The organism is Streptomyces speibonae (genome assembly GCF_984686075.1).
The window spans coordinates 3,017,164-3,032,048 of sequence record NZ_OZ480260.1 but is presented as its reverse complement, the minus strand read 5'-3'; the positions used below and the strand labels follow the sequence as shown (position 1 = coordinate 3,032,048).

Below are 14,885 nucleotides of genomic sequence, written 5' to 3'. Positions count from 1 at the left end.
GGCACAGCGTGGATATCTAGGCTTTCCCGAATAATCACGATGACGTGGAGACACATATGCCAGGCGCCATCTACGCCGAAGGTCTGGTGAAGACCTTCGGAGACGTCAAAGCACTGGACGGCGTCGACCTCGAAGTCCCCGAGGGCACCGTCCTGGGCCTGCTCGGGCCGAACGGCGCGGGCAAGACCACCACCGTCCGCTGCCTCACCACCCTGCTGCGCCCCGACAGCGGCAGGGCCGTGGTGGCCGGCCTCGACGTGCTCAAGCAGCCCGACGCGGTGCGCCGCTCCATCGGCCTGTCCGGCCAGTTCGCGGCCGTGGACGAGTATCTGACCGGCCGCGAGAATCTGCAGATGGTCGGCCAGCTCTACCAGATGAAGGCCAAGGCGGCGCGGACCCGCGCGGACGAGCTGCTGGAGCAGTTCAACCTCGCGGACGCCGCCGACCGCACCGCCAAGACCTACTCCGGAGGCATGCGCCGCCGGCTCGACCTCGCGGCCGCCCTGGTCGTGTCGCCGCCGGTGATGTTCATGGACGAGCCGACGACCGGCCTCGACCCGCGCAACCGCCAGCAGCTGTGGGAGGTGATCAAGCAGCTCGTCTCCGACGGTACGACCCTGCTGCTCACCACGCAGTACCTGGAAGAGGCGGACCACCTGGCGCACGACATCGCGGTCGTCGACCACGGACGGGTCATCGCCAAGGGCACCTCCGACCAGCTCAAGGCCCGGACCGGCGGCGAGCGCGTCGAGGTCGTGGTGCACGACCGCGGGCACATCCCGGCCGCCTCCGCCCTCCTCGACAAGTACAGCCTCCGGGGCCTCGGCCAGGGGGACACCACGGTCGAGGAGCACATGCGGAAGATCACCACACCGGTCTCCGGCGGAGCCAAGCTCCTCGCCGAGATCATCCGCGAGCTCGACGCCGACGGCATCGAGATCGACGACATCGGCCTGCGCCGCCCCACCCTCGACGACGTCTTCCTCTCCCTCACCGGCCATGTCGCGGAGGCCAAGGACGAGGACGGCGAGGGCGCGCGGGACGCCGAAGGACACAGCAAGGGACAGCGCGCCGCCAAGGAGGCCGTGAAATGAGTGCCGTCAGCGACGCCGTGCGGGTCACGGCGCCCGGCAACCCGATCGGCCAGTCGGTCCGGGACTCCCTGGTCGTCGCCAAGCGCAATCTGATTCGCATGGGCCGGATCCCCGAGGTCGTCATCTTCGGGCTCATCCAGCCGATCATGTTCGTGGTGCTGTTCTCGTACGTGTTCGGCGGCTCCATGGACATCGGAGGCAGCACCAGCCCGCAGGTCTACCGCGAGTTCCTGATGGCGGGCATCTTCGCCCAGACCGTCACCTTCGCCACCGCCGGTGCCGGCGCGGGCATCGCCGAGGACATGCACAAGGGGCTGATCGACCGCTTCCGCTCCCTGCCCATGGCCCGCGGCGCGGTGCTCACCGGCCGTACCCTCGCCGACCTGGTGCAGACGGCGCTCACCCTGCTCGTGCTCGCCGTGGTCGCCCTGCTGGTCGGCTGGCGCACCCACACCAGCATCGGCGAGGTGCTCGCCGCGTTCGGGCTCCTGCTGCTGACCGGATACGCGTTCACCTGGATCGGCGCGGTCATCGGACTGTCGGTCCGCACGCCGGAGGCGGCCACCTCCGGCGGACTGGTCTGGCTCTTCCCGGTGACCTTCGTGTCGAACGCGTTCGTGGACTCCAGCAACATGACGCCCTGGCTGCGCCACATCGCCGACTGGAACCCGTTCAGTGCCACCGTCCAGGCGTGCCGGGAGCTCTTCGGCAACCCCGGGGTCTCGCCCTCGGACGCCTGGCCCATGCAGCACCCGGTGTGGGCCTCGCTGATCTACTCGGTTCTGATCATCGTGTTCTTCCGCACCCTCGCGGTGCGCAAGTACCGCTCCGCCGCGGCATGACGAAACCCCCGGCACCGCACAGCGTGCCGGGGGCCCGCCGGGACATCGCGGGGGCGGGTCAGCCGCTGTAGGGCTCGGCCTTGAGGATCTTCACCGAGGCCGTCCTGCCGTTGGGCAGTTCGTACTCGGCGTCCTCGCCGACCTTATGGCCCATCACGCCGGAACCGAGCGGGGACTGCGGAGAGTAGGTCTCCACATCCGCGCTGGCGTACTCGCGCGAGGCGAGCAGGAAGGTCAGGGTGTCGTCCTCGTCGCCGTCGAAGGCGATGGTCACGACCATGCCGGGCGCCACGGCGCCGTCGGCCGCCGGGGCCTCGCCGACCTTGGCGTTCTCGAGGAGCTGAGTGAGCTGGCGCACACGGAGCTCTTGCTTGCCCTGCTCCTCCTTGGCCGCGTGGTACCCGCCGTTCTCCCGCAGGTCGCCCTCCTCACGCGCGGCGGCGATCTTGGCGGCGATCTCCGTGCGCGCGGGACCAGTAAGGTACTCAAGCTCGTCCTTGAGCTTGTTGTACGCCTCCTGGGTCAGCCAGGTGACGTTCTCGCTGGTCTGGGTCACAGGTGCTCCTCGTAGGTACTGGGAATACAAAGCAACGCCCTACCAAGAAGGATGGTCCTCCGTGGATGGGCGAAACCACGAGCCTAACAATTAGGTGCCCGCAGGGGGAGGACATAAGCCACCAGACTTGTGTCAGCGCAGGTCAGTGGTCAGGTATTCCCCACGCATTCCCCGCCGTATCACCCGGCGTGGCAGCCGACCAGCTCGGCCGAGGTGGCCCGCGAGGTCGTGCGCAGCGTGACGACCTCGTCGATGCGCGTGGCGTCCTTGTCGAAGCGGAAGTCGGCCCGGCCCACCTCTGCGCCGTTCTCGGCCTGGGAGCGCACCGTGCAGTAGCCGTCGACACCGGCGTCCTTGTGCACCTCCAGGCGCACCTTCACCGCGTCGTCGGCGACGTCGAAGCCGATCACCTCGGCGCTGATCTCGTTCTGGGCGACGTAGTAATAGCCGAACCATCCGATCAGCGCGAGCATCAGCACCGACAGCACGGCGCCGACGAGCTTGAGAGTGCGGTCGGCACGCTGGTCCGAGGAGCGGCCGTAGCGGCCCTCGGGCAGCCGCGTGCTCGACGTACTCATGATCGTCTCCTCGGCAGGAGGGGACCGGCGTCCCCGCGAGAGCCCCGGTGCGGAACTCCGGAATTTTTCGTCCCCCGCTTCGGTCACTATAGAAGCCTGCGACTGCGCCGCCGCACACAGGGCGCCCAACGACTTGAGGATTGAGTCTTGACTGACCAGCTGCGACTGATGGCCGTGCACGCCCACCCCGACGACGAGTCGAGCAAGGGTGCGGCCACCATGGCGAAGTACGTGTCCGAAGGGGTGGACGTGCTGGTGGTGACCTGCACGGGCGGGGAGCGCGGCTCCATCCTCAACCCGAAGCTGCAGGGCGACGCGTACATCGAGGAACACATCCACGAGGTGCGCAAGAAGGAGATGGACGAGGCCCGCGAGATCCTCGGCGTGAAGCAGGAGTGGCTCGGCTTCGTCGACTCCGGGCTGCCCGAGGGCGACCCGCTGCCGCCGCTGCCGGAGGGCTGCTTCGCGCTGGAGGACGTCGACAAGGCGGCCGGCGAGCTGGTGCGCAGGATCCGTGCGTTCCGTCCCCAGGTGATCACCACGTACGACGAGAACGGGGGGTATCCGCACCCCGACCACATCATGACCCACAAGATCACGATGGTGGCGTTCGAGGGCGCGGCGGACACCGTGAAGTACCCCGAGGACGCGTTCGGCCCGGCGTACCAGCCGCTGAAGGTCTACTACAACCAGGGCTTCAACCGCCCCCGCACCGAGGCGCTGCACCAGGCCATGCTGGACCGCGGCCTGGAATCCCCCTACGGGGACTGGCTCAAGCGCTGGAGCGAGTCCGAACGCACGGAGCGCACGCTCACGACGCATGTGCCGTGCGCCGACTTCTTCGAGATCCGTGACAAGGCGCTGATCGCGCACGCCACGCAGATCGATCCGGACGGGGGGTGGTTCCGGGTGCCGATGGAGGTGCAGAAGGAGGTCTGGCCGACGGAGGAGTACGAGCTGGCGAAGTCGCTCGTCGATACGTCCCTCCCCGAGGACGACCTCTTCGCGGGCATCCGGGACAATGCCTGACATGAGCGCAAGCGCAAGCCTGGCAATGACCCACCTGGTGCCCCTGGCCAAGGAGCTCGACGAGGACAAGGTGACCCCGGGGGTTCTCGGGTTCATCGTGTTCGCGGTGATGGCTCTGGCGGTGTGGGGGCTGATGAAGTCCATGAACCGGCACATGGGGCGGGTGAACTTCCAGGAGTCCGAGGACGTCGACGCCCCGACCGCGGGCAGCAAGGCCGCGGGCGCCGAAAAGCACGCCTGAGCCCACCACCGGACGCCGGCCGACTCGGCGGCACGTGCCGTCAGCGGGCGTGGTCGGCCAGGGACAGCAGCAGGTGTGCCGACTCGGGCCGCAGATGGTCCGAGTGGGCACCCGCGGGACCCCGGCCGCGCACGAACACCCGGCCGGCGTCCACGCTGACGAACCGGTGGTCCAGGGTCTGAACCGGGTACGGCCGCCCGGGCGGGAGCATGTCGATCGCGGAGACTGGTGCCGGCGCGGTGCCGATGCCCGCGTAGCCGATGCCCGCCCGTCGCTCCGCGCGCAGGTGCCAGAAACCGGTGGCGCGGTCGTACTGCGAGTAGGTCGCGACCAGTGGCCCGCGCAGTGGTGCCCCGGCCAGCGAGGTGAACCGGGTGGCGAAGGCGTCACGCGGAGCCGCCATCTGGAACAGCAGCATGCTGTCGACGGTGAACGGCCGTCCCGGCACCGACGGCATGCTCCAGCCGAGTGTCCCTCCGGGCCGGTCGCCCGCCGCCCACTGCACCGCCTCGCAGAGGAAACGGCAGCCGAACGAGTGCCCCACCAGATGCAGGTACTGCCCGGTCCGGGTCCGCAGGACGGGCGTCCGGTCGCCGCGATGCGCGTCCAGGTAGCCGAGCAGCCGGCCGATGACCCGCGCGGCGTGCCCGTGTGACGACATGGAGTGCGCACGCTCCCGGACCTTGCGGTAGCCGGCCAGCGAGGGCAGCGACCGGGACGGCCAGGTCACCAGCACCGGCCAGGGGGCGAAGCCCCGGGACCCGGACGCCAGCCCGGGGTAGAGCTCCGGACGGGTGTCGAGTTGCCGCGCGGCCAGACCGAGCAGGGACTCGAAGGCGGCGAGCGCCGAGTCCGGCGTGGTCTGCCACCCGTGGACGTACACGACGATGTCGGTGGCCCAGGGCGGCGGCGTGAGAAGGTCCGCGAAGTGCTCGTCGAGCCGGGCCGCGGGCACCGGGCGCGGGCCGTTCGCGGTGGGCCGGGCGGGCCAGCCGCGCTCGTCCAGGTACACGGTGCGTACAGATGCCGGGCCGGTCACCAGGCACGCTCCAGCCGGTGGTCCATACCGCAGTGCAGCGCGTAGGCGAAGCCCAGCGGGTTGCGGAGGAAGTCCGCGAAGTGCCGGCCCAGCGCGTGCATGATCTCCCCGGCCGTCTCGGTGCCCGGCAGATAGCGGGTGACGAAGGCGTGGGCGTACTCGGCGGCGAACACCTGCGGCATCTCGATCTGCGGTCCGAGGACACCGCCGGCCCCGGCGCGGAGCAGCGCGCCGCCTATGTGCGTCACATCGGCGGCGCCGGTCAGTCCCGCGTAACAGGCGTTGAAGAGCACGAGGGGGCGGTACGGGAAGAGGTCGCCCGTGCCGCGTCGCGCGAGCACCGTGTACGCGTCGATGTCCTGGTGATCGCTCAGCTGCACCACGAACCGCGGCGCACCGGGCTCCTCGGTGGTCCGGAAGTGTCCGTGGCACCAGAAGTACATCAGCTGCTCCTCGAGGGGCCCGGACCGCAGTGCTTCGAGCAGTTCAGGGCGCCGGGTGCGCTCGATGCGCCGGGTGCCGACGGCGAGGGCGGCGGCGACCTCGGCCGCGCGGGTCCGGCCCTCGGCGTCCAGGCAGGTGTCGTGGTTGAGGCTCACCACCGGGAGCGGGGGCAGGTCGGGGGACTCGTCCTCGTCGGGGAAGTCCGAGTGCACTCCGCCGGTCTGCTCGATCTGGTGCCGGTAGCCGAGAAAACGCCGCAGCAGTTCGTCGGGGGGCCGGAGGCCCGGCTCGCCCGCCGCTCCGTACTCGGCGGGAAGGCACAGCATCGGCCAGGGCAGGAAGAGCGGGGAATCAACCCGTACACGCAGCGGGCGGTCACCGCCGAGCGTGGCGAGGAGCACCTTCCGCAGCCGCTCGGCGCCCCTCCCCTCGGCCCCGAGCAACTCCTCCCACAGCAGATACGCGCCCTGCTCGACGAGTTCGTCGAGGATGACGCACAGTTCGGATTCGGGTTCGGCGGTGAAGTCCAGCAGGGTCGCATAGGGCAGCGGCGTGCGGTCCGGCGCGGGGACGCCGTGCTCGTCGACGGGTTCGTACGCCACCAGCTCCCGCTTCCACAGGGCCCGCAGGTGTGCCGCCGAGGCGCGCAGCGAGGCGGGGGCCACCTCAAGGCGTGCCGTGTACTCGCCGACGGCCGCGGGGACGGCCGTGCCGTACACCCGTGCCCTGAGGTGATCGTCCGCGTAGGCGTCCAGGGCCAGCACCAGATCGGGGTGGCGGACGGCGGCCGCCGGACGCCTGGTGAAGCCGCGTCCCGGGTCCTGGATGACGCGGACGGGAAGATTCTGCGCCACTCGCCGGTCACCTCCCGCGCAACGGCTCGACGAGCGGCGCGGTCGCCGAGGGGCGACCGCCGCGACGGGTGTCGATGATGTCGATCTCGGTCTCCACCTCCTGGAGCACGGTCCCCGTCTCCTGGTACGTGACCGTGAAACGGATGCGGTGGCGGCCGGGGCGCAGGGGAGTGAAACGGAACTCGGCGCCCGCGTCCGGATCACCCGGGGCCGACGGCCGGAGGGTGACGGAGTACTCGGGCTGGACGTCGGCCGCCGTGACCGGGACGGCGTGCGCCGACAGCCAGGGCAGCGCCTCGCGCGGCGCGGACGACCAGGGGTGGTGCATGCCGGGCACGAGATGCAGGGCGATGTGGGACACGCGGTCCGCGGCCGGAGCGTCGTCGAGCAGGGTGAGACGGATGCGGGACTCCAGGGTCGGGAAGCGGAACCGGCCGTCGTGACGCGGCTCCGGGACGGTAAGGCGTGCGATGCGGGGGATGCCGAGCGGACCGCGTCCCTGGGGCCACTCGATGAGGGCGAGAACGGCGGGCGGATAGCGCCGGGAGAGTTCCCGCAGGGCCGAGGAGGGCGGGACCGTGCCGTCCAGGGCCGCCCGGCAAACGTCGGCCCAGGCTTTGCCCGCTTCGTCGCCGATGGAGTCGAACAGGTCCCGGGCCTCGGCCAGCCACTCGGCGCGCTGTTCTCCGTGCATCCGGTTGCCCAGCCTGAGCAGGGCCCAGCCCTCCCCGTGCGAGCAGCCGGTCCCGGCGAAGGCGTAGGCCGCGCGACGCGGGCCGGCCCGGTGCACGGTCTCCGCCGCGTCCCCGTCCTCCGGGGAGACGAACTCGCGGTCCAGCCACGCCAGGCCCAGCTTGTCTTCGGCGCGGATGAATCGTCTGCGCAGTTGGGTCGCCATCCACGGCTGGAGGGGCAGCCCGCAGGCGCCCAGCAGGGTCAGATACAGTTCGCGCCACGCTGCGGCGCGGCGGTCCCGGACGGGCCGCTCCTCGGCGAAGGCGGACGAGATCGTCTCCTCGGCGACCAGGACGTCGGTCTCCGACAGCACCAGGGCGATGTGCAGCAGTTCGACGTCCGCCCAGTCCTTTCCGAACGGATCGTCGATGTCGCCGAACATCGTCCGCGCCGCCGTGACGCGCTTCTCCGCCTCGTCGGGGTCCCCGCGCAACAGGCACCACCGGCCGTACTCCAGCATCGCCCAGGCCTCGCCCCGCAGGTCGCCGGCCACCTGGTGCGCCTCGATGGCACGCCGCAACAGAGGGCCCACCCCCCGCAGGTCCCCCCGTTCGCAGGCGACCCCGGCCTTGGTGTGGAGAACCCAGCCGTCGGCGCCGCGCTCGGACGGCAGACGCGCGAGCAGCAGTTCGGCGTTCCCCAGCATCCCGCGCTCCCGGAACGCCTGGGCGTACTGCAGCACCAACGCCGGATCGTCACTCTCTGCTGCCATGACCCCGTTGAACGGCGTGCTCTCCCCGTACCGCCGCAGGGCCAGGCCCAGGAGCGCCGTGTACGCCGTGTACACCGCGTACGTCCCGACGGTGCCGACCGCGGCCTCGCGCAGCCCGAGCAGGTGCGGCAGTTTTCCCCGATGGGCGAGTTCTTGCGCCAGGTAGGCCGCGAAGTCCTCCGCGCCGGGGGTGCCGGCGTACAGGGAGCGAACAGCGAGCAGCAGGCAGGTGGTGGGGTGTTCGCCGGCCAGCGCGGGGGAGGAACGGACCGCGCGCATCAGCCTCCTCGCCGCCTCGGTCGCGCGATGGCGCGTCTCTTCACCGGGCAGGCCGTCCACGACGTCCTTGACGACGTCCCGGTGCAGCCGCACCCCCGACCCGTTCTGCTCCAGCAGCCCCAGATCCTTCAGCAGCGCCGCCGCGCCGAACGCCACCGCGTCGTCGTCCGGCGCACCGGTGCCGGACGTCAGGTACCGGATCAGCACGTCCGGCAGCCACAGGTCGTCCGAGGCGGTCAGCGCGGCCAGTGCGTCGCACAGACGCACCGCCTCAGGGGGCATGCGCTCACGGGCGCCGGCCACCGGACCGGCCGCCGTCGTGAAGGGGTGCACGACGACCCGCACGACCCGGGGAGCCAGGGGTTCGTCCGCTCCCACGAGGGCGAGCACCCGGCACTCGGTGGTGCCCACCGCCTGCTCGAGGGCGTGCAGCAGGGAGGCCCGGGCACCGTCGACCAGGACGAGCACGGGCTTCTCCCGCTCCGCCCATTCGGTCAGCTCCTGTGCGCAGGTATCGACCACCGGGCCGTGCAGATCTCCGGGCACGGCGGGCACGGCCCGCGCCCGGCCGATCGGCCATCCGGGCGAGGCGGCCACGGCCTCCGCCAGGTCGACCGGCCACGCACCCAGGAGGTCCAGCAGCCGCAGCAGTGTCACCACGTCGGGCTCGAGGGATCCGACCTGGTCCAGTCGGCACACCGGGCCCCCGGTACCCGACGACCACGTGTCGGCCAGCCGGATCGCCACCGCGTCCCTGCCCCGCGCCGGAGCCACGCCGGCCACCACCACCGGCTGGGACTCCAGCAGCGCCCAGAGTTTCTCGTCCCCCGCCAACGGCACGTCACTCATCCCCGCGTCCCCCTCCGTACGGCCAGGGCAATACCCGGTTTCTACGCTTTCGAGTCCACCGCCACGCCCATGATCTCCCGGGCGTGGCGGGTGGGGGTCAGGCCCAGGTGCCAGGCCTGCCAGCCGGATTCGAGGGTGACGCCGCGTTCCAGGAGGAGCTGGTAGGCCTCCACGCAGTCCGTCAGCTTGGTGTCGCGGGCGGGGTGCGTGGCGCGGGCCAGCTGGGACAGTTCCTCCTGCGCCACCGCCGTACCGACCTCCGTGCCGCCCGGTGCCGCGTAGGGCAGCAGCGTGCAGCGCAGGAAGCGCGCCCAGTCCTCGCCGCGCCGGTCGCCGTACGACGCGAACAGCGCCACCGCCTCGTCGCACAGGGTGAGGGCCTGCGGCGTCCGCGCGTTGCCCGCGTCGACGACCGCCAGTTCCAGGCAGGTCCACGCCTCGCCGTGCGCCACCCCGATCCGCTGGAAGTCGGCCCGCGCGTCCACCAGGAGCTGCCGGGCGAACCCGGAGTTGCGCAGCGACCCCGTCCGCGCCGCCCGCTGGTCCCGGGTCACCCGCGCCGAGTGGTGCCGGGCGCAGGCCAGGCCGTAGACGTCGCGCATCCGGGAGAACATCGTGCGGGCACGCTCCAGCTCGCGCACGGCGCGGTCCAGGTCGCCGGTCTCCTCCAGGGCCTGGCCCAGGTAGTACAGCGTCCACGCCTCGCCCCGGGCGTCCTCGTTGTCCCGGTGCCGGGCGGCGGCCCGGCGCAGTTCCTCCACCGCCGGTGCGGCGTCGCCGTCCACCAGCCGGGCCCGCGCCAGCTCCGTCAGCGCCCACGCCTCACCGCGGGCGTCGCGGGTGCGGCCGTACAGCTCCAGGGCCGTGCGCAGTTCGCCCTCCGCGCGCGGTACGTCGCCCATCCGCAGGTTCAGCTGTCCCAGCTGGAAGTGCGCCCACGCCTGCCCGTGCACCGACTCGCCGGCGCGGTGCAGCACCAGGGACTCGGTGAGCAGGTCCAGCGCCTCGGCCAGCCGGGCCCGGTCCCGCTCCACCGCCGCCAGCGCGTGCATCGTCCAGGCGCGGTCCGTGGCCAGCTCGGGCGCGGCCTGCAGGTCCAGCGCCTCCCGCAGTCTGGCCGCCGCCTCCGTCAGATTGCCCTGGTGGTGCAGCGTGATCCCGAGCGAGGTCAGCGCCCGCGCCGCGCCGGCGTCGTGGTGCGCGTCCCGGTACAGGTCGACCACCGACGTCAGCGTGGTCCGCGCCTTGTCCAGCTCGCCCAGCTGCCGCGCCGCGATACCGGTGCGCCACTGCACCGAGCGGACCAGCAGTCCCTCGTCCACGGCCTGCGCCAGCTCGCTGATCTCGCCCAGCCGGTAGAGGTCGCCGCGCAGCAGGCAGTAGTCGCACAGCGCGCCGAGCAGGTTCTGCACCGCCCCCCGGTCCACGCCCTCGGCGTGCCGCAGGGCCGCCGTGATGAAGCTCGACTCGTCGTCCAGCCAGCGCAGCGCCTCGTCCAGCGAGGTGAAGCCGTAGGGGCTGAAGCGGTCCGAGCGCGTGGACATGTTGCCGTCGACCAGCCGGAGCACCGAGTCGGCCAGCTCGGCGTAGTTCACGATCAGCCGTTCCTGCGCGGCCGAGCGCTCGGCGGGTTCCTCCTCGTCGAGCAGCCGGGCCAGCGCGAACGCGCGGACGAGGTCGTGCAGCCGGTAACGGCTGTGCCGTACGCGGTCGATCAGCCCGGCGCGGTTCAGCGCGACCAGATGCTGGGTGGCCTCGGCCTCGTCGGTGGCCAGGAGGGCCGCCGCGGCGGCCGCGCCCAGCGAGGCCCGGCCGGCCAGCGCGAGCCGGCGCAGCAGCCGCCGCAGGATCTCCGGCTGGTCGGTGTAGCGCAGCCACAGGGCACGCTCGACGGGCTCGACGGGCCCGTAGGCGCCCAGGTCGGCGGCGAGCGCGAGCGGTGAGCGGGGTCCGAGGGCCGCGCCCGCGGCCCGCAGGGCCAGCGGCAGGCCGCCGCACAGGTCGCGCACCCGCTCGGCGGACTCGGCGTCGTAGGGCCCCGAGGAGTCCTGCGCGGCGGCCGCGAGCAGTTCCTCCGCACCGGCCGCGTCCAGCGGCTCGACCGGCAGCTGGTGGACCCGGGCGGGCAGGTCGTCGGGCAGTCCGAGGGGGGAGCGGGAGGTGATCAGCACCAGGCTGTCGGACCGCTCCGGTATCAGGGTGCGGACCTGCTGCGGATCGGAGGCGTCGTCGAGCACCACGGTGACCGGCAGCCCGGTCAGATGCTGGTGGTACAGCTCGCTCAGCCGCTTGACCTGCTGGTCCGGCGAGGACCGCTCGCGGAACAGCAGCTGTTCGCGCGGCGCTCCGAGCCGGTTCAGCAGATGCAGCAGCGCGTCCCGGGTGGACAGCGGGGGTTCTCCGGGGTTGTCGCCGCGCAGGTCGACGACGCAGGCGCCGCGGAAGTAGTCCCGCAGCTCGTGCGCGGCGCGCACCGCGAGGGTGGTGCGGCCGCTGCCGGGCGCCCCGTGCAGCACCACCACGGTCGGCAGGGTCTCCGTGCCGGCGCGGGCCGCCTGCACCCACTGCCGGATCCGCCCCATCTCCTGGCGCCGGCCCGCGAAGGGCCCCAGCGGTTCGGGCAGCTGCCCGAAGGACTGCTCCAGCACACTGCGGCTGCGGGCCGCCGCGCTCTTGTCGCTGCCGCGCAGCCGCGGGCCGGTCTTCTTCGGCCCGGTGGACGCGGCGAGCACCCGCTGCTGGTCGAGGAAGGGGCGGATCCCGCGCACCTCGAGGGCCGTCAGCCACTGCAGCCTCAGCTGTTCCGGCCCGCCCGGCTGGCTCACCGCACCGGCCCGGTGGTGGGCGGCGGGCACATGGGAGCCGGCCACCTTCACCACGGTCGTCGCCGCGCCGACGACGCCGACGGTCACGCCCGCGCCCAGCGCCGTCCCGGCGCCCGTCCCGAGCGCCATGTCGGCGGCGACGGCCGCCAGCCCCGCGACCCCGGCCACCAACAGCGGTGTCCCGGCGCCCTCGCGGGCGTAGCGCTGCCGGAAGGTGAGCTGTCCGGCCGCCGCCTCGTCCAGGGCGCGCGTGTACGCCTCGTACTCCTCGGCCGCCGTCTCCGCCATCGCGTCCAGCGCGCCGCGCGCCCGCGTGAGCAGCACCTTGCCGTCCGTGCGTCCGCCCGAGCGGCGCACCTCCTCCTCCACGGCCCGGGTCAACAGCCGTTCGGCGTCCGCCCGGTGACTGTCCCGCATGTGTCGTCCCCCTCCGGCGGCGTCGGCCCGGTCCGGCCGCGTCCGCTGGTCACAAGTGTGTCGTGCGGGGGCCGCCGTGGGGAGAGGGCCGGATCGCCCGGCTGTGTGCTGCCGGGCTCCGGGGCGGGTACTGCGGCAGGATGGACACCATGCCGAACCGACTGGCCCATGAGACGTCCCCGTACCTGCTCCAGCACGCCGACAACCCGGTCGACTGGTGGCCGTGGTCCCGGGAGGCCTTCGAGGAGGCGCGGCGGCGCCAGGTGCCGGTGCTGCTGAGCGTCGGCTACTCCAGCTGCCACTGGTGCCATGTGATGGCGCACGAGTCCTTCGAGGACCCGGGCACCGCCGAGGACATGAACGAGCACTTCGTCAGCGTCAAGGTGGACCGCGAGGAGCGGCCGGACGTCGACGCCGTCTACATGGAGGCGGTGCAGGCGGCGACCGGGCAGGGCGGCTGGCCCATGACCGTGTTCCTCACGCCGGACGCCGAGCCGTTCTACTTCGGTACGTACTTCCCGCCCGAGCCCCGGCACGGGATGCCGTCGTTCCGGCAGGTGCTCCAGGGCGTGCACCAGGCGTGGCAGGAGCGGCGGGACGAGGTCGACGAGGTCGCCGGGAAGATCACCCGGGATCTGGCCGAGCGGGAGCTCTCCTTCGGCGACGACCGGCTCCCCGGCGAGCAGGAACTGGCGCAGGCGCTGCTCGGGCTGACCCGTGAGTACGACCCGCAGCGCGGCGGGTTCGGCGGGGCGCCGAAGTTCCCGCCGTCCATGGTGATCGAGTTCCTGCTGCGGCACCACGCCCGGACCGGTGCGGAGGGCGCGTTGCAGATGGCCGCGGACACCTGCGAGCGGATGGCGCGCGGCGGGATCCACGACCAGCTCGGCGGCGGTTTCGCGCGGTACTCGGTGGACCGGGACTGGGTGGTGCCGCACTTCGAGAAGATGCTGTACGACAACGCGCTGCTGTGCCGGGTGTACGCGCATCTGTGGCGGGCCACCGGTTCGGAGCTGGCGCGCCGGGTGGCGCTTGACACCGCGGACTTCATGGTCCGTGAACTGCGCACGCCCGAGGGCGGGTTCGCCTCCGCGCTGGACGCCGACAGCGACGACGGAACGGGGCGGCAGGTGGAGGGCGCGTACTACGTGTGGACGCCCGCGCAGCTGCGCGAGGTCCTCGGGGAGGACGACGCCGAACTCGCCGCGCGGTACTTCGGGGTGACCGAGGAGGGCACCTTCGAGGAGGGCGCCTCGGTGCTGCAACTGCCGCAGCGGGACGAGGTGTTCGACGCCGGGCGGATCGACGGCATCCGGGAGCGGCTGCTGGCGGCGCGGGCGGCGCGGCCCGCCCCCGGCCGGGACGACAAGGTGGTCGCCGCCTGGAACGGGCTGGCGATCGCCGCGCTCGCCGAGACGGGGGCGTACTTCGGCCGGCCGGATCTGACGGAGGCCGCCGTCGCCGCCGGGGACCTGCTGATCCGGCTGCACCTCGACGAGCAGGCCCGCCTCACCCGTACCAGCAAGGACGGGCACGCCGGTGCCAACGCGGGGGTGCTGGAGGACTACGCGGATGTCGCCGAGGGGTTCCTGGCGCTGGCGTCGGTGACCGGTGAGGGGGTGTGGCTGGAGTTCGCGGGGCTGCTGGTGGACCACATCCTGGCCCGCTTCACCGACGAGGAGTCGGGGGCGCTGTACGACACGGCGTCGGACGCGGAGCGGCTGATCCGGCGTCCGCAGGACCCGACCGACAACGCGGCGCCGTCCGGCTGGACGGCCGCCGCGGGCGCGCTGCTGGGGTATGCCGCGCAGACCGGTTCGGAGCCGCACCGCACGGCGGCCGAGCGGGCGCTGGGTGTGGTGAAGGCGCTCGGACCGCGGGTGCCGCGGTTCATCGGGTGGGGGCTTGCGGTCGCCGAGGCGGTGCTGGACGGCCCGCGGGAGATCGCGGTGGTCGGTCCGGCGCTCGACGATCCGGCGACCCGGGCGCTGCACCGTACGGCGCTGCTGGGGACCGCGCCCGGCGCGGTGGTCGCCGCGGGGGCCGAGGGGAGCGACGAGTTCCCGTTGCTCGCGGACCGTCCCCTCGTCGGCGGTGCACCGGCCGCCTACGTCTGCCGTCACTTCACCTGCGACGCGCCGACGACCGATGCCGACCGGTTGCGTACGGCGCTGAATGGTTGAACGTGTGGACATGTCAGGGGAGTTGGCCTGCGCAGTTGCGTTGTGATTCGGTCGAATGACGGCCTGAAACCGGTCAACTTCCGTTCACAGTCGCACGGTTACGCAACACGTTCTTTATCGGAAGCACCCTCACGCTTCACGATTCCCCCCTAACCTCTACACAGCGGCGTGACGGATGGGGGCGTCAGACACCTGATGCACCGTCACG

11 protein-coding genes are annotated in these 14,885 nt (G+C 72.3%); 5 read left to right on the top strand and 6 right to left on the bottom strand.

The window, feature by feature from the left end; all coding sequences use genetic code 11:
• Nucleotides 1–56 precede the first annotated feature (56 nt).
• Together AC5L3C_RS13445 and AC5L3C_RS13440 are read left to right on the top strand one after the other, a co-directional pair.
• On the top strand, nt 57–1,094 hold the full coding sequence (locus tag AC5L3C_RS13445; RefSeq protein WP_493649202.1) for an ATP-binding cassette domain-containing protein: 1,038 nt from the start codon (nt 57–59) through the stop codon (nt 1,092–1,094).
• Nucleotides 1,091–1,936: an ABC transporter permease gene (locus tag AC5L3C_RS13440; RefSeq protein ID WP_493649201.1), complete on the top strand. Its 846-nt coding sequence runs from the start codon at nt 1,091–1,093 to the stop codon at nt 1,934–1,936. Before AC5L3C_RS13445 ends, AC5L3C_RS13440 begins: the two co-directional genes overlap by 4 nt.
• Nucleotides 1,937–1,994: 58 nt before the next feature.
• On the opposite strand, the gene greA is transcribed toward AC5L3C_RS13440, so the two are convergent.
• Complete coding sequence (greA, locus tag AC5L3C_RS13435) at nt 1,995–2,492, bottom strand: transcription elongation factor GreA (RefSeq protein ID WP_125504528.1); 498 nt, start codon at nt 2,490–2,492, stop codon at nt 1,995–1,997.
• A gap of 179 nt (nt 2,493–2,671) precedes the next feature.
• Nucleotides 2,672–3,070, bottom strand: a complete 399-nt coding sequence (locus AC5L3C_RS13430; protein ID WP_493649200.1) for a DUF4307 domain-containing protein — start codon at nt 3,068–3,070, stop codon at nt 2,672–2,674.
• A gap of 147 nt (nt 3,071–3,217) precedes the next feature.
• On the opposite strand from AC5L3C_RS13430, the gene mca reads away from it, so the two are divergent.
• Entirely contained in the window at nt 3,218–4,099 is an 882-nt protein-coding gene (gene mca, locus AC5L3C_RS13425; RefSeq protein WP_493649199.1) for a mycothiol conjugate amidase Mca, read from the top strand.
• On the top strand, nt 4,092–4,340 hold the full coding sequence (locus AC5L3C_RS13420; protein ID WP_164555627.1) for a hypothetical protein: 249 nt from the start codon (nt 4,092–4,094) through the stop codon (nt 4,338–4,340). The genes mca and AC5L3C_RS13420 overlap by 8 nt, the downstream gene beginning before the upstream one ends.
• A 40-nt stretch (nt 4,341–4,380) precedes the next feature.
• Here the strand turns inward: AC5L3C_RS13420 and AC5L3C_RS13415 are convergent, their stop codons facing one another.
• Genes AC5L3C_RS13415 through AC5L3C_RS13400 form a run of 4 tightly spaced genes read right to left on the bottom strand, consistent with a single transcriptional unit; the run spans nt 4,381 to nt 12,494 of the window.
• Complete coding sequence (locus AC5L3C_RS13415; protein WP_493649198.1) at nt 4,381–5,379, bottom strand: hypothetical protein; 999 nt, start codon at nt 5,377–5,379, stop codon at nt 4,381–4,383.
• The gene (locus tag AC5L3C_RS13410) at nt 5,376–6,677 is read right to left on the bottom strand and encodes a CHAT domain-containing protein (protein ID WP_493649197.1); all 1,302 of its coding nucleotides are present in this window, start codon (nt 6,675–6,677) and stop codon (nt 5,376–5,378) included. Before AC5L3C_RS13410 ends, AC5L3C_RS13415 begins: the two co-directional genes overlap by 4 nt.
• 7 nt (nt 6,678–6,684) lie before the next feature.
• The gene (locus AC5L3C_RS13405; protein WP_493649196.1) at nt 6,685–9,252 is read right to left on the bottom strand and encodes a hypothetical protein; all 2,568 of its coding nucleotides are present in this window, start codon (nt 9,250–9,252) and stop codon (nt 6,685–6,687) included.
• A 41-nt stretch (nt 9,253–9,293) separates the two neighbouring features.
• Nucleotides 9,294–12,494 carry a tetratricopeptide repeat protein gene (locus tag AC5L3C_RS13400; protein WP_493649195.1) on the bottom strand — a complete coding sequence of 1,067 codons (3,201 nt, stop codon included), beginning with the start codon at nt 12,492–12,494 and terminating at the stop codon, nt 9,294–9,296.
• Between the two features lie 149 nt (nt 12,495–12,643).
• On the opposite strand from AC5L3C_RS13400, the gene AC5L3C_RS13395 reads away from it, so the two are divergent.
• Nucleotides 12,644–14,677 carry a thioredoxin domain-containing protein gene (locus AC5L3C_RS13395; RefSeq protein WP_493649194.1) on the top strand — a complete coding sequence of 678 codons (2,034 nt, stop codon included), beginning with the start codon at nt 12,644–12,646 and terminating at the stop codon, nt 14,675–14,677.
• Nucleotides 14,678–14,885: the final 208 nt, after the last annotated feature.

Excerpts from the sequence above, each read along its gene's own strand:
- AC5L3C_RS13445 (WP_493649202.1), top strand. The coding sequence starts at position 57 with ATGCCAGGCGCCATCTACGCCGAAGGTCTGGTGAAGACCTTCGGAGAC.
- AC5L3C_RS13440 (WP_493649201.1), top strand. The coding sequence starts at position 1,091 with ATGAGTGCCGTCAGCGACGCCGTGCGGGTCACGGCGCCCGGCAACCCG.
- AC5L3C_RS13430 (WP_493649200.1), bottom strand. The coding sequence starts at position 3,070 with ATGAGTACGTCGAGCACGCGGCTGCCCGAGGGCCGCTACGGCCGCTCC.
- AC5L3C_RS13420 (WP_164555627.1), top strand. The coding sequence starts at position 4,092 with ATGCCTGACATGAGCGCAAGCGCAAGCCTGGCAATGACCCACCTGGTG.
- AC5L3C_RS13405 (WP_493649196.1), bottom strand. The coding sequence starts at position 9,252 with ATGAGTGACGTGCCGTTGGCGGGGGACGAGAAACTCTGGGCGCTGCTG.
- AC5L3C_RS13400 (WP_493649195.1), bottom strand. The coding sequence starts at position 12,494 with ATGCGGGACAGTCACCGGGCGGACGCCGAACGGCTGTTGACCCGGGCC.
- AC5L3C_RS13395 (WP_493649194.1), top strand. The coding sequence starts at position 12,644 with ATGCCGAACCGACTGGCCCATGAGACGTCCCCGTACCTGCTCCAGCAC.